Source organism: Dyella sp. C9, from assembly GCF_003332825.1.
GTDB lineage: Bacteria > Pseudomonadota > Gammaproteobacteria > Xanthomonadales > Rhodanobacteraceae > Dyella.
This window is the reverse complement of record NZ_QIRF01000004.1, coordinates 180,119-202,656: the sequence shown is the minus strand read 5'-3', so window position 1 is coordinate 202,656 and position 22,538 is coordinate 180,119. Positions and strand designations below refer to the sequence as shown.

Below are 22,538 nucleotides of genomic sequence, written 5' to 3'. Positions count from 1 at the left end.
ATCGAATCGTAATTTCTTGCTGTTACCCCCTAGCGCAGCAAGCCCCCTGCCGACGCTGATCCCCGAGTGACGTTGCCAGACGTCGGCTATCGATAACTCTATGCCCCGTAAGGGAGAACGGCTGCATGAAGAACCCCGCATACACCCGTAAGCTGCTCGCCATCGCCTGCCTGGCGGCCCTCGCCGGCCCGGCCATTGCGCAAGAAACTACGACCGCATCCACGCCGGCCGATGCCAGCAATGCGACCAAGCTGGAATCGATCACGGTCCCCGGCACCCGCATTTCCAACCCCAACGTGATCTCGCCCACGCCCGTCAGCGTCATCTCGGCGGCCGAGATCAAGGCCACCGGCGCGGTCAACATCGGCGACCTGATGACCACCATGCCGCAGCTGTCGAGCAGCTACACCATGGGCAATTCGGGCCGCTTCATCGGCACCGCCGGCGTCGCCATGCAGGACCTGCGCAACCTTGGTACCAGCCGCACCCTGGTGCTGGTGAACGGTCGCCGCTTCGTGGGTTCCAGCGCGGGTGACACCGCAGTGGACGTCAACCTGATCCCGGCCGACTGGGTCGAGCGCGTGGAGATCATCACCGGCGGCGCTTCCGCGGTGTACGGCGCCGATGCCGTGACCGGCGTGGTCAACTTCATCCTCAAGAAGAACTACCAGGGCGCCAACCTGCACGCCCAGCTCGGCACCTCGCAGCACGGCAAGTTCAACAAGGGCCTGTTCTCGCTCACCGGCGGCATGAACTTCGACAACAACCGCGGCAACATCGCGGCCTCGGTCGAGCACAGCGACCAGGACAACCTGATGTTCCGCGATCGTTTCGGCCACAAGGCTTACGCGACGATCGACACCCCGGACGGCCCGACCGACTCCGCGCTGTTCAACAACGCCGGCAGCTACTCGCGCATCGATGCCGGCACCTTCTCCGGCGGCAGCGGCGTTGGCAATCGCTACGTGTTCAACCCGGACGGCACCATCCGCAAGCAGCAGTTCCGTGGCATCTATGATGCATACGGCTACTGCCAGGATTGCGACCGCTCGGACAACAACCAGTACGTGCAGCTGCAGCCCAAGTACGGCCGCACCACGCTGAGTACCATTGCCAGCTACGACCTGACCCCCGACCACAAGCTGTACTTCGAAGGCACCTACAGCCACGTCGACGTCAAGACCTATTCGTCGCCGGCCTTCGACAGCACCCGCGCCGGTGGCCGTGGCTACGTGATCACCCGCGACAACGCCTACATCACGCCGGACCTGGCCGCGCTGATGGACGCGAACAAGCTGCAGTCGATCCGCGTTTCCCGCATCGACGGCGATGCCGGTGTCCGCGGCGAAGACACCAAGCGCGACACCACCCGCGCCGTATTCGGCGCCAACGGCCTGTTCGCCAGCGACTGGCAGTACGACGCCTCGGTGGATTACGGCGTGATGGACGAGAGCCGTCACAACCTCAACAACCGCATCAACGACCGCTTCTTCGCCTCGATCGATGCGGTGCGCGATCCCAAGACCGGCAACATCGTCTGCCGTTCCACGATCGACCCGAACTACCTCAATCCCAACCACATCAACGTGGCGCAGAACACCCGCGGCGGCGTGCTGAATCCGATCGCCCTGGGCGGCGGCTGCGTACCCACCAGCATCTTTGGTGCCGGCGCGATCAATCCGGCGGCCGCGCAGTGGTTCAACACCACCACGACCACCACCTCGCGCCTGACCCAGTTCGTTGGCGGCGGTTCGGTCACCAACAACAACCTGTTCCAGATGCCGTTCGAGGCAGGCTCCGCCAGCCTGGCCGCGGGCGTGGAGTACCGCCGCGAGAGCAGCCGGCAGATCACCGATCCGCTGGACCAGCAAGGCCTGACCTTCCTCAACGCCATCCCGAATTCGAGCGGCAGCTACAACGTGAAGGAAGGCTACGTCGAAACGGCGCTGCCGCTGATCTCCGGGCGCCCGTTCGCACAGAACCTCACCTTTGACGCCGCGGCACGCTTCTCCGATTACAGCAGCGTGGGCCACACCAAGGCGTGGCGCTGGGGCCTGGACTGGTCGGTCATCGACGACCTGCGCCTGCGCGGCACCATGTCCAGCGCCGTGCGCGCGCCGAACATCGGCGAGCTGTTCGGCGGCATGAGCCAGAACTTCTTCACCATCAGCAAGGACCCCTGCTCGGCCGACCAGCTGAAGAACGGCAAGAGCGAGGCGGTGCGCACCGCGAACTGCGCGGCGCTGGGCATCCCGGCGAACTGGAAGTCCCTGCGCACTTCGTCGGTGCAGGGCCTGTCCGGCAGCAACCCGGATCTCAAGCCGGAAAACGGCCGCACCTGGACTGCAGGCATGGTGATCACGCCGCGCTTCCTCGATGGCTTCGGACTGACGCTGGACTACTGGAACATCAAGCTGACCAACGCGATCACCGCACCCGGCGCACTGGACATCGTGAACCGTTGCGTCGACACGCCCAGCGGCATCAACAACATCTACTGCGCCAATGTCCAGCGCGGCACCGATCATGAGCTGACCGGCATCACTTCGCTGTACCAGAACATCTCGGCGCTCAGCACCTCCGGCGTGGACATCGGTGCGTACTACAGCACCCAGGTCGGCAGCGGCAACCTGAAGTTCAACCTCAATGCCACCAAGGTGATCGCCTTTACCGAGCACCCGTTCCAGGATGACCCGGACTCGACCATCCAGGACAACGGCACGCTGGGCTATCCGAAGTGGAAGGCCACGCTGTTCACCAGCTATGCGTGGAACAACTGGGTGTTCAACTGGAACATGCGCTACTTCTCCTCGATGCTGCGCGTCAGCAACGAGAGCTACGAGTCGAACCCGACCCAGACCACGCCGATCAAGGCGGGTGCCGGCTTCTTCAACGATGCCCGCGTGAGCTACTCGATCGCCAACAGTGGCTGGCAGGTCTACGGCGGCATCACCAACGTGTTCGACCGCGACCCGCCGGTCAACCTGTTCGGCACGGGCTTCGGCTCGGGCCTGTATGACGCCGTCGGTCGCGCCTACTACGCCGGCTTCAACTACAACTTCTGACCTGGGTGGCAGCCCAGGGACTTGGGGCGAAAGGACCGGGACGCCGGGCCTTTGCATAGGAAGGGAATCGGGCCGGCGCAAGCCGGCCCTTTTTCTTTGGGACGCTGGCTCCGGCAGGCCGGGGCCGGGCATGCGAGAATGGCCGGCCGACGCGACCTGCCGCGCCCGATCCGCCCCATGCTCACCGACGCCACCAAAGACACCATCCGCGCCGCCTACACGCGCCTGAAGGAAGGGCTGCCGGGCTTTCGTGCGCGTGCGTCGCAGGGAAAGATGATCGCCGAGGTGGCCAAGGCGCTGGCGCAGGAAGGCGGCGCCGCGGTGATCGAAGCGCCCACCGGCACCGGCAAGTCCATGGCCTACCTGATCGCAGGCGTCGAGGTGGCCCGCGCGCAGAAGAAGAAGCTGCTTATTGCCACCGCCACGGTGGCGCTGCAGGAACAGCTGGTGCAGCGCGATATCCCGCTATACCTCAAGCTCAATGGCAGCGAGGCCAAGGTGGCCCTGGCCAAGGGCCGGGCGCGCTACCTGTGCCCGCGCAACCTGGCCATGGCCAGCAGCAGCATGAACGAAACGGCGCAGATGGGCCTGGGCTTCGACGCCGACCTCGCGCTGTGGAGCAAGCCACCGCAGGAACGCGACAAGAAGGCACTGGCCAAGCTGGCCAGCCTGTTCGATCGCGGCGAGTGGGATGGCGACATCGACGCCGCGCCGGAACCGATCAGCGACGTGCTGCGGCCCATGGTTACCACCAGCGCGGGCGGCTGCACCGGCCGCAAGTGCGTGCATTTCATGCAGTGCCCGTTCTTTGCCGCGCGCCGCGCGGTGGGCGATGCCGAGATCATCGTGGCCAATCAGGACCTGGTGCTGGCCGATCTCACCATGCCGCGCGAGGAAGACGGCTTCGGCGGCGTGATCCTGCCCAAGCCGGATGAGACGCTGTACATCTTCGACGAGAGCCACCACGTGCCGTCGAAGGCGATCGACCGCGGCGCGGCCGAGGTCTACATGAATGCCGCGATACGCCAGCTCAGCCGGCTGGGCCGGCAGATCCATGCGGCCTATTCGCTGACCGACAAGGAAGTGATCGGCAAGCTGTCGCTGGATGCCGGCGACGAAAAGCTGCAGGAACTCAGCAACGCGCTGGAGGAGTTGGAAAAGGAGATCCGCCTGGGCTGGCTGCCCTCGCCCGATGACGACGAGCCGATGTACCGCGGCTCTCTCGGCCAGTTGCCGGAAGCCTGGGTCGAACATGCACGCGCGCTCTACGTGTTCACCGCCGAGGTGGACCGCTGGGTGGGCGCCGTGCGCCGCGCCGTGCTGGAGATGACCGAGAGCGGCCCCACCCATGAGGCGCTGTCGCGCGAACTGGGCATGGCGCTGGAGCGCATCGACCGCCAGCTGCGCACCTGGCGAGCCTGGTCCACCACCGATGGCGAGAACACGCCGCCCCTGGCACGCTGGGTCACCCTCAGCACGGACCAGCAGCTGGTGTGCCACGCCTCCTCGGTATCCGCCGGTGGCCTGTTGCGCAGCGTACTGTGGGGCAATGCCAGCGCGGTGGTGATGACCTCGGCCACGCTGAGCGCGGGTGGCAATTTCCGCGGCTTCGCCGACGCGGTGGGCCTGCCCGATGAGGCGGTGACACTCAGCCTGCCCTCCCCGTTCGACCTCGCGTCGCAGGCACGGCTGGAGGTACCGGCCATGCGCGCCCTGCCCGATGCGCGCGAAGACCATGTGCAGGAAATCTGCGACTGGCTGGCCGCCCACCTGGACTGGAACGCGGGCAACCTGGTGCTGTTCACCTCGCGCGCCAAGCTCGACCGCGTGCTGCAGAAGTTGCCTATCGAGTACGTGCGCAAGGTGCGCGCGCAGGGTTCGCTGGGCAAGTCGCAGCTGGTGGCCGAACACATCGCCGATGTGGAGGCGGGCAAGGGCAGCACGCTGTTTGGCCTCGCCTCGTTCGGCGAGGGCCTGGACCTGCCCGGCAAGCTGTGCGAGACGGTGGTGATCACCCAGCTGCCGTTCGCCGTGCCCACCGATCCGGTGGGCGCCACCTATGCCGAGTGGCTGGAATCGCGCGGCCGCAACCCCTTCATCGAAGTGACGGTGCCCGATGCCACCCGCCTGCTCACGCAGTATTGCGGTCGCCTGATCCGCACCGAGACGGACCAGGGCCGCATCGTGCTGCTGGATCGCCGCGTGGTGCTCAAGCGCTACGGCGAGCGCATGCTCAAGGCACTGCCTCCGTTCACCCGCGTCATCGAGAAGGTCGCATGAGTTTCCACATCATCCGCGCGTCCGGGATCCAGCCCCAGCCATGGAAGAACGGCATGGGCGTGACGCGCGAGATCGCGCGCTTCCCCGCCGACGCGGGTGCTGACGATTTCCTGTGGCGCGTGAGCGTGGCCGAGGTGAACAGCGCGGCGCCGTTCTCCACCTTTCCCGGCATCGACCGCCAGATCGTGCTGCTCGACGGCGACGGTTTCACCATGACGCTGGACGGCGCGCACACGCATGCACTCACCACGCCGCACGCACCGTTCGCCTTTGCCGGCGAGCAGCAGGTGGACGTGGCCATGGCCGGTGGCGCCACCAGCGATTTCAACCTGATGATCCGCCGCGCGTGGGGACAGGGTGAGCTGCGTGTCCTCGCGCAGGCCGGAAGTCACCAGACCGATCCTGCCTGCGTGCTGCTCTATGTGGCGCGTGGCACCGTGACCACCATCGATGGTGAGTTGCACGCCGGCGATGCCTGGCTGCCCGATCGCAGCCCGTTCGAACTGGCCGAAGGCAGCGTGGCGCTGCTGGCGATGGCATCGCCACGCTGATCCAGCTCCCCTGCAGGAGCGCACCCTGCGCGCGATGGGGCACGCCCGAACGCTGGCAATTCACCGGGCATGATGTCGCGCACAGGGACGCGACATGTACTTCACCAACGGAGCTGGTTCCGCGCCTATCATGGTCGCATGATGCCAACTCCCAGGTGAGCCCATGGCTGTGCTGATCCTAGGTCTGGTCCTGTTTCTCGGCGCGCACTCGGTGCGCATCTTCGCCAACGACTGGCGCCGCCGGCAGATCGAGCGCATGGGCGAGATGCGCTGGAAGGCACTCTACTCGCTGACGTCCGCCGCCGGCCTGGTGCTGCTGGTATGGGGCTTCGGCCTGGCCCGTCACCAGCCCGTACTGCTCTACACGCCGCCGCTGTGGCTGCGCCACCTCAATGCCTTGTTCACCCTCGTAGCCTTCGTCCTGGTGGCGGCGGCCTACGTACCCGGCAATCACCTCAAGGCGAAGCTCGGCCACCCGATGCTGGCCGGCGTGAAGACCTGGGCCTTCGGTCACCTGTTGGCCACCGGCATGTTGCACGACGTGGTGTTTTTCGGTGCCTTCCTGCTGTGGTCCGGCGTGGACTTCATCACCTGCCGCCGGCGTGATCGTGCGGCGGGCGTGGTCTATCCCGCGGGCAGCTTCAAAGGCGACCTGCTCACCGTGCTGGCCGGCGTGGTGGGTTGGCTCCTGTTCGCCTTCTGGCTGCACGGCTGGCTGATCGGCGTGAGCCCGCTGGTCTGAGACCACTCGCGACGCCGGGGCGGAGCGCCGGAACCGCGCCGTGTTCTTGCGACTGGCCGTCATTATACGAAAGTGCGCCCAGCCTACCGGTGAATGGCCTCCATTCGCGGCGTGGAACGAGCCCATGCGCCTGCTAAGGTGCCTTGCGCTGCGAGGGCTTCCCTTGCGGCGGCCTTCGATCGACTTCGCGCAGGGAGCGAGCCAACGGCATGTCAGCCTTCCATTTCAACTATCGCGACCGTCCCGCCGACGTCACCATGACGCTGGGCGACTGGCGACGCATCGCGCGCCACGTGCTGCCCAAATGGCGGCCCAGCCTGCAACTGGTGTTCTGCATCGTGGCTTCCGCGGCGCTGGCGGTGGTGCCAGGCCTGATGATGCGCGATGTGTTCGACCTGGCCATTCCCCGCCACAGCCTGCCCCTGCTGTTGCTGTTGGTGGCCGGCATGGTCGGCGCGTCGTTGGCCGGCAATCTGCTGGGTGTCTGGCAAAGCCAGATCGCAACCCGCTTGGGCCAGTCGGTGATCTACGACATCCGCAACCAGATGTATGCGCGGCTGCAGCAGCAGTCGTTGCGCTTCTACACGCACACGCGCTCGGCCGAGGCCCTGTCGCGCCTGCAGAACGATGCGAGCAGCATTCAGGGCGTAGTGAGCAATACGCTGGTGAACCTGGTCAGCAATACGCTGACCGTGCTGGCCATCGCGCTGGTGATCCTGCGAATGGACTGGCGACTGGCCCTGGTGGCGCTGGGCATCCTGCCGATCTTCATCCTGCCCACGCGCAAGGTGGGCCAGGCACGCGGTCGCATCGCCGGGCGCACGCAGGAGCAGATCGCCGAATTCAACGCGCACGTGCAGGAACGGCTGTCCATCGGTGGATTCCTGCTGATGCGCCTGTTCGGCACCCAGGCGCTCGAACGGCAGCGTTTCCAGCAGAAGGCCGGTGACATCCGCGACTCGGTGATCCAGCAGAACATGCTGGGGCGCTGGTTCCTGATGTTCATCAGCTCGTTCGCCAGCATCGGGCCGGCGCTGATCTTCCTGGTAGGTGGTTGGCAGGCAATCGCCGGTGCCATCAGCACCGGCACCATCGTGGCCTTCATCACCTATCTCAATCGTCTCTATGCGCCCGCCTCGGCACTGGTCAATGCGCAGGTGGAGTTGATCAGCGCCACTGCCCTGTTCCGCCGCATCTTCGAATACCTCGACCTGCCGATCGAACTTCCCGATGCAACCGCGCCCGTCACCATCGCGCATCCACGTGGCGTGTTGCGCTTCGACCACGTGTCGCTGGCCGATGACGCCGGCGGGCGGCAGGTGCTGGAGGATATTTCCTTCGAGGTCCCGGCGGGCAAGATGGTGGCCCTGGTCGGGCCTAGCGGCGCCGGCAAGACCAGCGTGACCTACCTGGCCACCCGCCTCTACGACCCCACCGCCGGCAAGGTCAGCCTGGATGGCGTGGACCTTCGCGAGATCGACTTCGCCACGCTGTCCCAGCTCATGGCGAGCGTCACGCAGGAGGCGATCTTCTTCAATGCCAGCGTGAGGGACAGCCTGCTCTACGCCAAGCCGGATGCCACCGATGCCGAGATCGAACGCGCCTGCCGGCTGGCCCAGGTCCATGACGTGATCGCAGCCATGCCGCAGGGCCTGATGACGGTGATCGGCGAGAAAGGCTACAAGCTTTCCGGTGGCGAGCGGCAACGACTGGCGTTGGCGCGTATCGCCCTGCGCGATCCCAGGCTGGTCATCCTGGACGAGGCCACTTCTTCGCTGGATTCACAGTCGGAAGCGCTGATCAACGAAGCCCTCGAAACCCTGCTGGCCGGGCGCAGCAGCCTGGTGATAGCCCACCGCCTGAGCACCATTGTGCGGGCCGACCTGATCCTGGTGATGGACCGGGGCCGTATCGTGGACCGCGGTACCCATGCGCAACTGCTGGCCCGCGGCGGCCTGTACGCGGAGCTGTGCCGCAAGCAGTTCCTGGGTCATACGTCATAGGGCGGCATGCGTGCCAACTGCGCTAGAGTGGCGCCGTTTCCGACGCGAGGATGTCCTCATGGTCGCTTTCCTTCTTTGGGTATTGCTGCTGGTGCTGTGCTGGCCCATCGCGCTGCTGGCGCTGGTGCTGTATCCCATCGTGTGGCTGATCCTGTTGCCGCTGCGACTGGTGGGCATCACGGTGAGCGCCGTGTTCGCCTTCCTCGGAGCGCTGTTGATGCTGCCCGCGCGCGTGCTGCGCGGCCGCCCGGTCTGAGTGGACAAGCCCACCGCTCCTTCCTGCGAGCGCAACCGCGACCCCATCCTCGAAGTACTGCGGGTGCAGTTCGCCGACCGGCAGCACGTGCTCGAGATCGGCAGCGGCACCGGACAGCACGCGGTGCATTTCGCGGCGGCATTGCCGCACTTGCAATGGCAGTGTTCCGACCGCGTGGAAAACCTGCCCGGTATCCGCCTGTGGCTGGATGAGGCGGCACTGCCGAACACGCCAGCGCCACTGGAGCTGGACGTGGCAGGCAGCTGGCCCATGGCCCGTTACGACGCCGTGTTCAGCGCCAACACGCTGCACATCATGGCGTGGGACGAAGTGGAGCAGCTGTTCGAGCAGCTGCCTGCCGTCACCAGCGGGGACGCACTGCTGGCCGTCTATGGCCCGTTCAATTACAACGGCCGCTACACCAGCGACAGCAACGCAAGCTTCGACCAGTGGCTGCAGGCGCGCGGGGCGCACATGCGCATCCGTGACGCCGAAGCGGTGGATGCCCTGGCCGAGGTGGCCGGCTTCGACCTGGTCGACGACATCGCCATGCCGGCCAATAACCGCATCCGCCTCTGGCGGCGCCTGCGCTGAGGCTACGCCTTAAGCCATAGGCACCATTGGCATTTGCCCGCGGAGGCGTCAGGATGCACGCCATGGGGCGCCCGCTCACGCGCCCGGCCAGGATCATGCGACCGTACGTGCAAGCCATCGACACGCTCACGCCCTGCCCCTGCGGCAACGAGATCGGTTATGCGCGCTGTTGTGGGCCGCTGCATGAGGGCGGTGTGGCCGGGACCGCCGAACAGTTGATGCGTTCGCGTTACAGCGCCTATGTGCTCAAGCGCGAGGACTACCTGCTGGCCACCTGGCATCACAGCACGCGCCCGGCCCACCTGAAGCTGGGCACGCAGCAGCCCGCGCCGAGCTGGCTGGGGCTGAGCGTGAAGCGGCACGAAAGCGAGCAGGACCGGGCCATCGTGGAATTCGTGGCGCGCCTGCGCTATGGCGGCGGAAAGGCCCAGCGCATGCACGAGATCAGCCGCTTCGTGCGCGAGGATGGCCGCTGGTACTACGTGGACGGTGAATTCCCCGAACGCTCCACCGACTGACAACCGATTCACTGCGCGGGTTTCAGAACGGCATCGCCGTCTCGCCTTCCTCGCGACCCCACGGTCCGAAACGCCGTTCCACCACCACGCCACGACCGTCGTGTCCCATCGCCACCACGGTGCTGGCACGCGTGCCGTAGTGCTCGCCGCGGATGAACGCGGAGGAGAGCCAGCGCTCGCGCTCCAGGCCCACGCCGGTGTCGGGCAGTTGATCATCCGGGTAGCCGCGCGGATCGGCCAGTGCGGCGAACAGGGGCGCGAACTCGTCGTCCTGCCCTGCCTCGAGCCATGCGGTGAGGTGCTGGATCAAGGCACGCGTCTTTGGCCAGGGCGTGTTGAAGTCGGCATTGGACAAGCCATGCACGCCAGCCGTCACCGCCTGCGCGCGCGGCTCCGGGCGATTGCCCAGGTAGAACGCGTCGTGCTGGTCGAAGGTGAGCAGGTTGAATGGTCGATAATCCGCCGCAGTGGCCAGCAAGGCCTGCGCGTGCGTGGCGGCGTCCGCCGCGCCACCGAGATAATCCAGCGCCAGCAGCCCGCGCGAGCGGCCATGCTGCGGGTCGCGCGGATCGCGCACGTTGGTCACCACGCTGCAGCGCCCGTCATCGGTGACACCCAGCCAGGTGCCGCCGGCCTCCAGGTCCTTGCCGGCGACCATGGCCGGCCGCTCCCAGCGCATCAGCGGCAGGCTGGGGCGTGCATGGAATTCGTCGCGGTTGCCGATCAGCACCAGCCGCCAGCGCGGATGCATGTTCCAGGCAAAGGCAATCACGCACATGGGGCACTCCCTGCAACAAGGCGGTGCACAGTATGCACCCTTGCACCGCCCGCACCCGCCATCACTGGCGCAGGCGCACCGCGGCGGCCCAGCGTGCAGCCACTTTGGGCGAGGTCATGCATACCGCCTCGTCGGTACGCGTGGTGACGGCGCGCTCCAGCAACTGGATGTCCGCCTCGTGCTGGCGCGCGACGTGGGGATCCTCGAAGAAGATCGCCCGCTGGCAGCGACGCTCCAGCACCAGGTCGGCGATCTGCGCGTCGCCCCCCATCGGGCCGCTCTGGTAGCGCTGCACCCACGACTGGTCGCTCGGCCAGCCGCGGCTCCACGCCAGCTCGTTGAGGCGCTGGCCCGTGGTGCCCGTGCCCACGCGGCTGGCGAAACCCGACAGCACATCGAAGTGCTCCGCCGCGTAAGCGAGCATCTGCGGCTTCATCGCATCGTGTGCGATCAGGGCCAGCGTGTGGTTCTCCAGTGCGTAGAAACTGTCGGCGCCAGGGTCCCGCGCGAGGCCGGCGTGGATGCGCTCCAGCTCGATCCAGTCGCGCGCGGAAGCCACAGTGGAAATGAAGGGTTTGCCGTGGATCACGCACTGGCGCTTGAGCGCGATGGCCTCCGGGAAGATCGACGAGGGATCCACCGGATCGATGAAGTAGATGGCGCCGTCGAGCGACCTTTCGCCGCCCAGACCCACCACTTCGGCCACCAGCTTCATCAGGCCGCCCTCGCGGCCATACGGGTAACGTCGCAGCGGCCCGTAGCCCTCCAGATAGCCGTTGCGCTGGATCGCATCGTAGGTACGCCCCACCGCGTGCAACCCGATTTGCAGTTCGCGGATGCCGGCCTCGCTCGCGCGCAGCCATTGGAACAGCGCGGCGCTGGCGTGGGCGTGGTGAAGCTGGTTGGCGGCAAGACCAAGACGCATGGGGATCACTTCAACGTAGCGATGGGGCTATCACTGTAGGGGCGCACTCGGTGCGCGAAAACCCTGCGGAGCGAAACACCGAGAGACGAGTCCCCTAAGGGGATAAATAGCGAGGGCGCCAGCACCCCGGCCTGCCGCAGCGTGCAAGCTGGCCGCAGGTAGCCGGCCTTGGCGCCTCCACGGCCCTTCCCCCGTCCCCGCTTCGAAGCGGTCGCGCACAGGGCGCGCCCCCACATGGGGTCAGGCGTGCGCCAGTGCGTTCGTGTCGGCCGTGGCCAGCATCTGCACGATCGAAGCTGCCGCCTCGCGACCGTCGTACACCGCGCGCACCACCAGGTCCGCGCCACGCACGTTGTCACCGCCGGCAAAGATCTGCGGGTGGCTGGTCTGGTGCGGCAGGGCAGCGCCCGCGCCGGTGATGACCCGACCGGTCGTGTCCAGCGCCACGCCGTGCGAGCGCAGCCAGTCCGGCGGGCTGGGCAGGAAGCCGAACGACTGGATCACCACATCGGCATCGATCACGTACTCGGTGCCGGGCACGTTCTGCGGACGCAGGCGGCCGGAGCCGTCGTCCATCAGGGCGGTTTCCACCACGCGCACACCGCGCACGTTGCCACGCGCGCCGCCAAGGATCTCCAGCGGCTGGCGCTGGAACAGGAAGGTGACACCTTCCTCGCGGCTGTAGTTCACCTCGCGCGCCGAGCCTGGCATGTTGGCCTCGTCACGACGGTAGACGCAGGTGACGCTGGCGGCCCCCAGGCGGATGGCGGTGCGGTTGCAGTCCATGCCGGTATCGCCGCCGCCCAGCACCACCACGTGCTTGCCGCGGAAATCGAAGGCCGGCGCAGGAGCCTCGTCACGCAGCAGGCGCTCGGTGTTGCCGATCAGGAACGGCAGCGCATCATGCACGCCGCGCAACTCTCGGCCCGGCAGCTGCGCATCCACATAGGTGTAGGCGCCAGTGCCGACGAACACGGCATCGTAGTCGTCCAGCAGCTGGCCAAACTCGATGTCGCGACCCACGTCGCGGTTGAGCAGGAAACGCACGCCCATGCCTTCGAGCACCTCGCGGCGCGTACGCACCACGCTCTTGTCGAGCTTGAACGGCGGAATGCCGAAGGTGAGCAGGCCGCCGATCTCGCCCTGGCGGTCGTACACGTCGGCCGCGATGCCGGCGCGACGCAGCCGATCGGCGCAGGCCAAGCCCGCGGGGCCGGCACCAATGATGGCTACGCGCTTGCCGGTTTCGCGTACCGCCGAGAGATCCGGGCGCCACCCCTGGCGGAACGCCTCGTCGGTGACCCAGCGCTCGATGCTGCCGATGGTCACCGCGCCGAAGGCGGTCTGCTCCAGCGTGCACGCACCCTCGCACAGGCGATCCTGCGGACAGACGCGGCCGCAGATCTCGGGCAACGGGTTGGTTTCGTGCATCAGCGTGGCCGCCTCGGTCAGGCGGCCTTCCTGCACCAGCTTCAGCCAGTTGGGAATGTAGTTGTGTACCGGACAGGCGTGCTCGCAGTACGGGTTGCCACAATCGATGCAGCGCTCAGCCTGGCCGGCCGCCTGGGGACCGGCGAAGTCGCCGGCGATCTCGCCATAGCCCAGCACGCGGATCGACACCGGCACCGTGCGCGGCGTTTGCCGCTGGACGTTGAGGAACTGGAAATCCTTGCCGCTCATGCCGCGCTCCTCAGTTCTTCCGCCAGCGCCGCCAGGCTGGCCGCCTTGGGCTTCACCAGCCAGAACTTGTATTGCAGGCCGCGGAAGTCGGCGAGGATGCGACGCCCCCATTCGCTGCCAGTGAGCTCGACGTGGCGCGACACCAGGCTGCGCAGGTGCTGCATGTAGTGCTCCATGCCCTCGGGCGAGATGCGCAGGATGTCCACCAGTTCGTGGTTGTAGCAGTCGACGAAGGTACGCTCGATGTCGAGCACATAGGCGAAGCCGCCAGTCATGCCCGCGCCGAAGTTGAGGCCTACCTTGCCCAGCACGGCGACCACGCCGCCGGTCATGTATTCGCAGCAGTGGTCGCCCGCGCCTTCCACCACCGCCAGCGCACCGGAGTTGCGCACGGCGAAGCGTTCGCCGGCGCGACCCGCCGCGTACAGCTCGCCATCGGTGGCACCGTACAGGCAGGTGTTGCCAATGATCGCGGCGTCCTGCGTGGCGAACGGTGAATCCTCGGGCGGACGCACCACGATGCGGCCACCGGCCATGCCCTTGCCGACGCCGTCGTTCGCCTCGCCGACCAGGTCGATATGCACGCCACCGGCATTCCAGGCGCCCAGGCTCTGCCCGGCCGCACCGCGCAATTTGAGCGTGACCGGATGCTGGTCCATGCCGTGGTCACCCCACAGGCGTGCCACCGCACCGGACAGGCGCGCCCCGATGGCGCGATCGGTGTTGACGATGTCGAAGGCGAACTCACCGCCGATGCGGTCGGCCACTGCCGTGCGCGTTGCCTCGTCGATGCGCGTGGCCAGTGCGGCCTCGTCTCGCATGGGATTGCGCGGCAAGGTGCAGGCAAAATCCACCTGCGCCGCCAGCGCGGCGTCGCCCAGCAGGGGGTGCAGGTCGAGCTTGTGCTGTACCGGCGTGCTGCCGTCCACCTGCTCCAGCAGGTCGGCCCGGCCGATGATCTCGTCCAGGCTGCGCACGCCCAGCCGCGCCAGATGCCCGCGCACGTCCTCGGCGATGAAGCGGAAATAGTTCATCACCATTTCCGGCAACCCGATGAAGTGCTCCTTGCGCAGCACCGCATGCTGGGTGGCCACGCCGGTGGCGCAGTTGTTGAGATGGCAGATGCGCAGGTACTTGCAGCCCAGCGCCACCATCGGGCCGGTGCCGAAACCGAAGCTCTCCGCACCGAGCAGGGCCGCCTTGATCACGTCCAGGCCGGTCTTGAGGCCACCATCGGTCTGCAGGCGCACGCGACCTCGCAGGTCATTGCGACGCAGCGTCTGCTGCGTTTCGGCCAGGCCCAGTTCCCACGGCGTACCGGCGTACTTGATGGAAGTGAGCGGACTGGCACCGGTGCCGCCGTCGTGGCCACTCACGGTGATGAGATCCGCACCGGCCTTCACCACGCCCGCGGCCACGGTACCCACGCCCGCGTGGCTCACCAGCTTCACCGACACCAGCGCCTCGGGATTGACCTCCTTGAGGTCGTGGATCAGTTCGGCGAGGTCTTCGATGGAGTAGATGTCATGGTGCGGCGGCGGCGAGATGAGGCCAATGCCGGGCTTGGCGTAGCGCAACCGCGCAATGGTGCTGTCCACCTTGTGCCCGGGCAGCTGGCCGCCTTCGCCGGGCTTGGCGCCCTGCGCGATCTTGATCTGCAGCACTTCGGCATTGACCAGGTACTGCGGCGTGACGCCGAAGCGGCCGGAAGCGACCTGCTTGATCTTGGAGGTCTTCTCGGTGCCGTAGCGCGCCGGGTCCTCGCCGCCCTCGCCCGAGTTGCTGCGCGCGCCCAGCCGGTTCATGGCGATGGCCAGTGCCTCGTGCGCTTCGGGCGACAGCGCGCCCAGCGACATGCCGGCCGAGTCGAAGCGGCGCAGGATGCTGTCGGCCGATTCCACCTCGTCCAGCGGCACCGCCTCGCGCAGCGGGCGCGGCGAGAGCAGGTCCGCAGCGCCGACGGCGGGCGCCGGTCGACGAAGTTGGCGTACGCGCGATAGTCGCCGGTATTGCCCGTGCGTACCGCCTTCTGCAAGCTGGCGATCACGTCCGGGTTGTACATGTGGTACTCGCCGCCGTACACGAACTTGTACAGGCCACCCGCACGCAGCGGCAGCGCATCGCTCCATGCTTCGGCCGCCAGCAGCCGCTGGTCGTGCTCAAGATCGGCGAAGCTCGCGCCGCCGATGCGCGAGGGCGTACCGGGGAAACACAGCTCCACCACCTCGGGCGCCAGGCCGACGATCTCGAACAGCTGCGCACCGCGATACCCGGCCACGGTGGAGATGCCCATCTTCGACAGGATCTTCATCAGGCCCTTGCGCACGCCACGGCGGTAACTGCGGCCGATCTCGAAGCGGTCGCTGGCGATATGGCCCTCGCGGCCCAGCTCGAACAGGCTCTGGTAGGCCAGCCACGGATAGATCGCGGTGGCGCCGAAGCCGAGCAGGCAGGCGAACTGGTGGGGGTCGCGCGGCGTGGCCGTCTCCACCAGGATGTTGCACTGGCAGCGCAGCGCCTGGTCGATCAGGTGCGCGTGGACCGCGCCCACCGCCAGCAGCGAATGGATCGGCAGCAGGTCCTGGTGCGGATAACGGTCGCTGAGGAACACCAGCTGGCAACCCTCGCGCACCGCCTTCTCCACCTCGCGACACAGGCGGCGGATGGCCGCCTCCAGCCCTTCCTCCGGCGCGTACACCAGGTCGAAGCGCGGCGTGCCGACGATCTGCGGCAACGCCAGCAACTGGCGGAGCTTGCGCTGCGAGAGCACGGGCGAGTTGATCAGGATCTGCCTGGCGTTCTCCGGCGCGAGATCGAACACGTTCGCTTCGGGGCCGATCTGGGTGACCAACGACATCACCAGCTTCTCGCGCAACGGATCGATCGGCGGATTGGTGACCTGCGCAAACGCCTGGCGGAAGCGGTCGAACAGCGGACGCACCTGGCGCGACATCGCCGCGATCGGCGTGTCGTCGCCCATCGAGCCGGTCGCCTCCTGCTCCAGCTCCACCATCACCTTGAGCACCGTCTCGCGCTCCTCGCGCGAGAGGCCGTAGAGCTTCTGGTAGCGGCGCAGTTCGTCCTGCGGCAGCGGCTCGGCGGCCAGCGAGGGATCGATCAGGTCCGATTCGAGGTAGCTCACGCCAGCGCGCAGCCAGTCGCGAAACGGCGCGCGCCTGCGGTTGATGTCGTCGATGTCGGCGTCGCGAAGCAGGCGATGCGCCTTGAGGTCCACCGCGATCATCTCGCCTGGCGCCAGGCGACCCTTGGCCACGACCTGCGAGGATGGCACGTCCCACAGGCCCGCCTCGGAGGCGACGATCAGATGGTTGTCGGCCGACAACGCCCAGCGCGCAGGGCGCAGGCCGTTGCGGTCCAGCGTGCAGGCGGCGTAGTGGCCGTCGCACATCACCAGGCCTGCAGGGCCATCCCACGGCTCGCTGTGCAGCGCGTAGTACTCGTAGAACGCAGCGAGATCCTCGTCGATGCCTTCGCGCGCGGCGAAGGCCGGCGGGACCAGCACGCGCATGGCGGCGATGAGGTCGAGGCCGCCGGCCAGCAGCACTTCCAGTGCGTTGTCGAGGCTCTCGGAATCCGAGCCGGTCTGGCGCACCAGCGGGCCGATGTCGGAAAGATCCACCAGCTCCGAATGCAGGATGGATTCGCGCGACTGCATCCAGCGCCGGTTGGCGCGGATGGTGTTGATCTCGCCGTTGTGCGCCAGCAGGCGGAACGGCTGGGCCAGGCGCCACTGCGGCGTCGTGTTGGTGGAGAAGCGCTGGTGGAATACCACCGCGTCGGCGCCGAGCGCCGGATGGGCGAGGTCGGCAAACACCTCGCGCAGGCGGCCGGGCGCGGCCATGGCCTTGTAACCGACCACCTCGGCCGACAAGGTGACCACATAGAAATGCGGGTCGGCGGCCAGCACCGTCTCGGCGCGGCGACGCGCGCGGAACAGTGCGCGCTCGAAACGCGCGTCGTCCATCGCGTCAGCGGGCTCGACAAACACCTGGCGCACGCGCGGACGCGCCGCGGCCGCGAGCGGCCCGCAGGCCTCGGCATTCACCGCCACGTCGCGCCAGCCGGCGATGCGCAGGCCTTCTTCATGCACGTACTGCTCGAGCGTCGACGCAGCGGCGTCGTCACCCTGCGGATCAAGGAATACCAGTCCCGCCGCGTAGCGCTCACCGAGCGCGATGCCCGCCTCATCAGCAAGCGCCTTCAACCATACCAGCGGACGATGGAACAGCACGCCGCAGCCGTCGCCACTCACGCCGTCGGCATTGACGCCGCCGCGGTGCGAAAGTTTGGCGAGCGCATCGAAGGCGGTGTCCACCACCCAAGCGCTCGCACGACCGTCGATCTGTGCGACCAGGCCAAAACCACAGCTGTCGTGCTCAAACGCAGCGTCGTAAAGCGTCGCTGGTACTCCTCGCGCCATCTTGCCTCCCCGGCCGATGGTTGGAGACGCGTCGTCCCAACAGGGCCAACGGCGCTGCTGTCACGCATCCAGATGTGTGGTTTCGACTAAAACACAATTGGTGCGTCGCGTCAAAGACATCTTTACGTCCAAATGAAAGTTTCACTTGGAAGTGTTTTCGCGTTGACCGCACCTGCTCGCGCGCATCGCGCCTGCGCGGACTGATCGCGTCGATCACGGAGATCCACCCATGCCATGCGCATCGCGAAGCGTCATGCGCATGCGTCCGGGGCATACCACTGGCGTAGCAAGCCGGCAATGAAGCCGGCGTGACCCGTCCCTACGCACCACCCTGCCCCGGCTCGCGTGTGGTCACCGCGCTCTGTGATAATCGGCCGATGCCCATACCAGTCCGTCGTGCCCGCCCCCTCGTCCGCGCCATGACCGGCGCCTTCGCCTTCATCCTCGTCGTGGCTCCCGCCTGGGCCGCCCAGGACAGCAAGACGCGCGCCGAGCAGGCCGATGCCCAGAAGAAGCTGTCGGACGTACGCAGCAAGATGGAGGCCCTGTCCAAGGAGCAGGCCGACACCGCGGCCAAGCGCGACAGCGCCACGGCCGAACTGGCCAAGCAGGCCAATGCGGTGGCGGTCGCCGCCAAGGCCGTGCGCGACACCGACACCCAGCTGGCCGCCAAGCAGAAGGACCTGGACGAGTTGCAGCAGCAGCGGACCGAGCTGCAGAAGAACCTGGAAGGCCAGCGCGCCGCCATCGCCGACCTGCTGCGTGCCACCTACGCGCTGGGCCGCGGTTCGGACCTGCGCCTGCTGATGGGTGACGACGATGTGGCGCGCATCGCCCAGGCCCTGGCCTATTCCAAGTACTTCCAGGAAGACCGGGTGGCCCGGGTGCAGAAGCTGATGGGCGACCTGGCCCACCTGCAGGACCTGGAGACCCAGATCACCGCGCAGCAGCAGGCCCTGCAGACCAGTCGCGCCGAACGCGAGACCCAGGCCAGGGCGCTGGAACAGCAGCGCGCCAGCCAGGCCAAGCTGGTGGCCGACACCGACGCCCAGTACAAGGACCAGGGCGCCAGGCTCGCCGCCCTCAAGCAGAACGAGGCCTCGCTCAACCAGCTGCTCGACAAGCTGCAGAAGGCCATCGACGAGGCCGCGCGCGAAGCCGAGCGTGCCGCCAAGGCCAGTGGCAACAACGCGGCGCCGCCCGCGGGCAAGGGCCTGGCCAATATCCGCGGCAACCTGCCATGGCCGGCCGCCGGCGTGGTCAACACCTATGGCAACGGCGTGCTGATCAAGGCACCGGGCGGCAGCGAGGTGCGTGCGGTCGCGGCCGGCCGGGTGGTCTACGCCGCCTTCCTGCGTGGCTACGGCATGCTGGTCATCGTCAGCCATGGCAATGGCTGGATGAGCATGTACGGCAACAACGAGACCCTGCTGCACGGCGTGGGCGACCAGGTGGCCTCCGGCGAGGCGGTGGGTACGGCCGCGGCCCCCACCGGCGTCAACACCGGCGTCTATTTCGAGCTGCGCCAGGACAACAAGCCGGTGGACCCGCGCAGCTGGCTGGGCCGGCAGCGTTGACGCCGGCTACGCGCCGTCGCAGGCTAATCTCAAGGCCATGGCATTGAATTTCGACGAGAACCGGCGGTCCAAGCACCCAGGCAGCCCGCCGGCAGCGTCCCCACTGTTTTTCCGGAGTCCCCCATCCATGCGGTTCCCTTCCTTGAGCCTGGCCGTCCTGTTGCTGGCGGCGCCGTTGGCGCAAGCCCAGACCGCGCCCGCGCAAAGCACAGGCGGCAAGGCCCAGGCCGCCAGCCCCGCCGCAGCCGCTTCGGCACCCGACCAGGTGGACCTGGACGACATCCGCAATTTCAGCCGGGTCTACGAGATCGTGCGCCAGGCCTACGTGGAGCCGGTGGACAACAAGACCCTGATGAAGGCCGCCATCAGCGGCATGCTCACCGGGCTGGATCCGCACAGCGAGTACCTGGACAAGGACGGCCTGGCCGAACTCAACGAGGACACCACCGGCCAGTACGGCGGCCTGGGCATCGAAGTGCTGCAGGTGGACGGCACGCTGCGCATCATCGCCCCGATCGACGACACGCCCGCCGCCCGCGCCGGCATCAAGCCCGGCGACACCATCATCAAGGTGGACGGCAAGCCGGTGGATTCGGAGAACATCGACGAGATGTTCAAGGAATTGCGCGGCGATCCGGGCACCAAGGTCACCCTCACCATCCTGCACGAGAAGAGCGACAAGCCGATCGACCTGCCGCTGGTGCGTGAGCGCATCTCGGTCACCAGCGTCAAGGTGCGCGAGATCGAGCCCGGCTACGCTTATATCCGCGTCAGCCAGTTCCAGGACGACACCACGGCCGACCTGGAGAAGAAGCTCGGCGACCTGATCCGCAAGAACGGCCCGCAGAAGGGCGCCATCCTCGACCTGCGTTCCAATCCGGGCGGCCTGCTCACCGCCGCGGTCGGCGTCAGCGACGACTTCCTCGACTCCGGCACCATCGTCACCACCCGCGGCCGCCTGCAGGACTCCAACCTCAGCTTCGAGGCCCATCCGGGCGACCTGCTCAACGGCGCCCCGATGGTGGTGCTGGTGGACAATGGCACCGCCTCGGCGGCCGAGATCGTCTCCGGCGCGCTGAAGGACAATCGCCGCGCGCTGATCATGGGTCGCCGCACCTTCGGCAAGGGCGTGGTGCAGACCGTACTGCCGCTGGACAACGACCATGCGGTGAAGATCACCACGGCCCGCTACTACACGCCCAACGGCACCTCGATCCAGGCCGAGGGCATCAAGCCCGACATCCCTCTGGCCGACCTGTCGGTGAACAAGGCCGACAGCTCCGTCACCCTGATCAGCTCCGAGGCCGACCTGCCCAACCACCTGGCCAACGAGGACGGCAGCAAGGGCGGCAAGGACATCGACAACGACGGCAGCGCCGAGAACGCCAAGCTGGCCACGCAGGACTACGCGCTGTCGCAGGCGCTGAATGTGCTCAAGGGCCTGGCGCTCAACCGCACGGCACCCAGCGCGCCGGCCTCGCAGCACTGATCCGTCCGGCGCTTCCCACGGGGAGCGCCGAGCGCGTGTTCAGAAACGGATCTCGGGCGCCAGTCCGGACAGGTGGCTGGCCAGCGGATTGTCTTCCGCCATCAGCTCGAACCCTTCGTATTCGAAGCCCGGAGCCACCAGGCAGGTCATCAGCGCATAGCGGCCGAGCGGGCGCGCGGCCTGCCAGGCACCGGCCGGCACCACCGCCATCGGACGCGAGCCGTTGCCCACCGGACCAAGGCAGCAGCGCTCAAGGCTCTTGCTGGCCGGACTGAAGATCAACAGCTCCAGCGGGTCGCCCTCGACGAAATGCCAGGCTTCCTCGGCATCCACGCGGTGCCAGCTGCCGACGCTGCCAGCCTCGAGCAGATAGTGGATCGCGCTCAACGGGTGGCGTGTGCCGTCCCCATCACCCACCGCGCGCGACGGGTAGAACCGGTGATAGCAACCGCCTTCCACATGGGGCTGCAACTGCAGCAAAGACTTCAGTTCCTCGACACGGGCCGGGACGTCGTTCACGTGGCCTCCGCGCTGGTGGGCTTGAGCAGCCAGCGCACCGCCAGCACGCCCAGCTCGTAGAGCAGGCACATCGGGATCGCCAGCATGATCATCGAAGTGATGTCAGGCGGCGTGATGAAGGCCGCGATCGTGAACGCGCCGACGACGGCGTAACGCCGCCCGCTGCGCAGCTGCTCGAGATTGACCACGCCGATCGCAGCGAGGATCACCACCGCCACCGGCACCTCGAAACACAGGCCGAAGGCGAAGAACATCAGCATCACGAAGTCCAGGTAATGCGTGATGTCGGTCATCATTTCCACACCCTGCGGAGTCACCGCGGTGAGGAAACGGAAGGCCGCCGGCAGCACCAGAAAATAGGCGAATGCACAGCCCAGGTAGAACAGCAGCAACGCAGCCACCAGCAGCGGTCGCGCGAGCCGTTTCTCGTTGCGGTACAGGCCGGGGCTGACGAAGGCCCACAGCTGGTAGACGATCATCGGCATGCTGATGAACAGCGCCGCGTAGAACGCCAGCTTCAGCGGCGTCACGAACGGACTGGCCACTTCGGTGGCGATCAGGTGTGCGCCTGCCGGCAACCGCGAGACCAGCGGTGCGGCCAGTTCGGTGTACAGGCGGTTGGCGAACGGGATCAGTGCCGCCAGCACCACCAGCACGGTGACGATGGCGCGCAGCAGCCGCGAGCGCAGTTCGATCAGGTGCGAGAACAGGCTCTCTTCCACCCCGCCCTGGTCCGGGCCTTCCAGCTCAGGCGCTGCCATGCGGGGGCTCCTTCACCGGATCGGCCTCGGCGGTCGTTTCGGCCACGGTCGCAGCGGGCTCGGCGGCATTCGGCGCAGGAGCCTGGGCGCCACCGGTGGGACGCATCTTGCGCAGGGTTTCGTCCAGCTCGGCCTGGGCAGCCTGGGCGCGGGCGGCGGCCTCACGGGCCTGCGTGCGGATCTCCTCCACCTGCAACTCACGCTCCACTTCGGCGCGCACGCTGTCCCAGCCGGTGCGCACGCGGCGCAGCAGGGCACCCGCCGTGCGGGCCGCGTGGGGCAGCTTTTCCGGACCCAGCACGATCAGCGCGACGAGCGCGAGCAGTACCAGCTTGCCAAAGCTGATCTCGATCATGACC

The 22,538-nt window shown here is 67.3% G+C and carries 16 protein-coding genes and 1 pseudogene; 10 read left to right on the top strand and 7 right to left on the bottom strand.

Annotation, left to right across the window (positions count from 1 at the left end; translation table 11 throughout):
- The first annotated feature begins 125 nt into the window (after window positions 1-125).
- The 8 genes from DVU99_RS07805 (at window position 126) to DVU99_RS07770 (ending at window position 10,009) form a co-directional block, all read left to right on the top strand.
- Window positions 126-3,065 (top strand): TonB-dependent receptor, encoded by a 2,940-nt coding sequence (locus tag DVU99_RS07805; protein ID WP_114239645.1) that lies wholly within the window; start codon window positions 126-128, stop codon window positions 3,063-3,065.
- A gap of 177 nt (window positions 3,066-3,242) precedes the next feature.
- Window positions 3,243-5,345, top strand: coding sequence for an ATP-dependent DNA helicase DinG (gene dinG / locus DVU99_RS07800; RefSeq protein ID WP_114239762.1), 2,103 nt, complete (start codon window positions 3,243-3,245; stop codon window positions 5,343-5,345).
- Window positions 5,342-5,896 carry a HutD family protein gene (locus DVU99_RS07795; RefSeq protein ID WP_114239644.1) on the top strand — a complete coding sequence of 185 codons (555 nt, stop codon included), beginning with the start codon at window positions 5,342-5,344 and terminating at the stop codon, window positions 5,894-5,896. Before dinG ends, DVU99_RS07795 begins: the two co-directional genes overlap by 4 nt.
- Before the next feature lie 163 nt (window positions 5,897-6,059).
- Window positions 6,060-6,638: an NnrU family protein gene (locus DVU99_RS07790; RefSeq protein ID WP_114239643.1), complete on the top strand. Its 579-nt coding sequence runs from the start codon at window positions 6,060-6,062 to the stop codon at window positions 6,636-6,638.
- Between the two features lie 209 nt (window positions 6,639-6,847).
- Window positions 6,848-8,641: an ABC transporter ATP-binding protein gene (locus DVU99_RS07785; protein ID WP_114239642.1), complete on the top strand. Its 1,794-nt coding sequence runs from the start codon at window positions 6,848-6,850 to the stop codon at window positions 8,639-8,641.
- Window positions 8,642-8,699: 58 nt separating this feature from the next.
- Window positions 8,700-8,897 carry a hypothetical protein gene (locus DVU99_RS07780; protein ID WP_114239641.1) on the top strand — a complete coding sequence of 66 codons (198 nt, stop codon included), beginning with the start codon at window positions 8,700-8,702 and terminating at the stop codon, window positions 8,895-8,897.
- A complete protein-coding gene (locus DVU99_RS07775; RefSeq protein ID WP_114239640.1) occupies window positions 8,898-9,491 on the top strand; it encodes a DUF938 domain-containing protein in 594 nt (197 codons plus the stop codon). It abuts the gene before it with no gap.
- Between the two features lie 95 nt (window positions 9,492-9,586).
- Complete coding sequence (locus DVU99_RS07770; protein WP_198670236.1) at window positions 9,587-10,009, top strand: YchJ family protein; 423 nt, start codon at window positions 9,587-9,589, stop codon at window positions 10,007-10,009.
- 22 nt (window positions 10,010-10,031) lie between these two features.
- Here DVU99_RS07770 and DVU99_RS07765 read toward each other — a convergent pair whose 3' ends face one another.
- From DVU99_RS07765 to gltB, 4 genes and pseudogenes are all read right to left on the bottom strand, one after another.
- Window positions 10,032-10,787: an NRDE family protein gene (locus tag DVU99_RS07765; protein ID WP_114239639.1), complete on the bottom strand. Its 756-nt coding sequence runs from the start codon at window positions 10,785-10,787 to the stop codon at window positions 10,032-10,034.
- Window positions 10,788-10,848: 61 nt separating this feature from the next.
- Window positions 10,849-11,712, bottom strand: coding sequence for a methylglyoxal synthase (locus tag DVU99_RS07760; protein WP_114239638.1), 864 nt, complete (start codon window positions 11,710-11,712; stop codon window positions 10,849-10,851).
- A gap of 240 nt (window positions 11,713-11,952) precedes the next feature.
- Window positions 11,953-13,392, bottom strand: coding sequence for an FAD-dependent oxidoreductase (locus DVU99_RS07755; protein WP_114239637.1), 1,440 nt, complete (start codon window positions 13,390-13,392; stop codon window positions 11,953-11,955).
- Window positions 13,389-17,833 (bottom strand): annotated as a pseudogene (gene gltB / locus DVU99_RS07750) (glutamate synthase large subunit). The gene DVU99_RS07755 and the pseudogene gltB overlap by 4 nt, the downstream one beginning before the upstream one ends.
- A 419-nt stretch (window positions 17,834-18,252) precedes the next feature.
- Between gltB and DVU99_RS07745 the strand changes: the two are divergent.
- Complete coding sequence (locus DVU99_RS07745; RefSeq protein ID WP_232823504.1) at window positions 18,253-19,410, top strand: murein hydrolase activator EnvC; 1,158 nt, start codon at window positions 18,253-18,255, stop codon at window positions 19,408-19,410.
- Window positions 19,411-19,537: 127 nt separating this feature from the next.
- A complete protein-coding gene (locus DVU99_RS07740; RefSeq protein ID WP_114239635.1) occupies window positions 19,538-20,899 on the top strand; it encodes a S41 family peptidase in 1,362 nt (453 codons plus the stop codon).
- A 39-nt stretch (window positions 20,900-20,938) separates the two neighbouring features.
- On the opposite strand, the gene DVU99_RS07735 is transcribed toward DVU99_RS07740, so the two are convergent.
- From DVU99_RS07735 to tatB, 3 genes are read right to left on the bottom strand one after another with little or no spacing between them, the layout of a single operon-like run.
- Window positions 20,939-21,418, bottom strand: coding sequence for a cupin domain-containing protein (locus DVU99_RS07735; RefSeq protein ID WP_232823503.1), 480 nt, complete (start codon window positions 21,416-21,418; stop codon window positions 20,939-20,941).
- Window positions 21,415-22,179 carry a twin-arginine translocase subunit TatC gene (gene tatC, locus DVU99_RS07730; protein WP_114239634.1) on the bottom strand — a complete coding sequence of 255 codons (765 nt, stop codon included), beginning with the start codon at window positions 22,177-22,179 and terminating at the stop codon, window positions 21,415-21,417. Before tatC ends, DVU99_RS07735 begins: the two co-directional genes overlap by 4 nt.
- The gene (tatB, locus tag DVU99_RS07725) at window positions 22,166-22,534 is read right to left on the bottom strand and encodes a Sec-independent protein translocase protein TatB (RefSeq protein WP_114239633.1); all 369 of its coding nucleotides are present in this window, start codon (window positions 22,532-22,534) and stop codon (window positions 22,166-22,168) included. The genes tatC and tatB overlap by 14 nt, the downstream gene beginning before the upstream one ends.
- Between the last annotated feature and the right edge of the window lie 4 nt (window positions 22,535-22,538).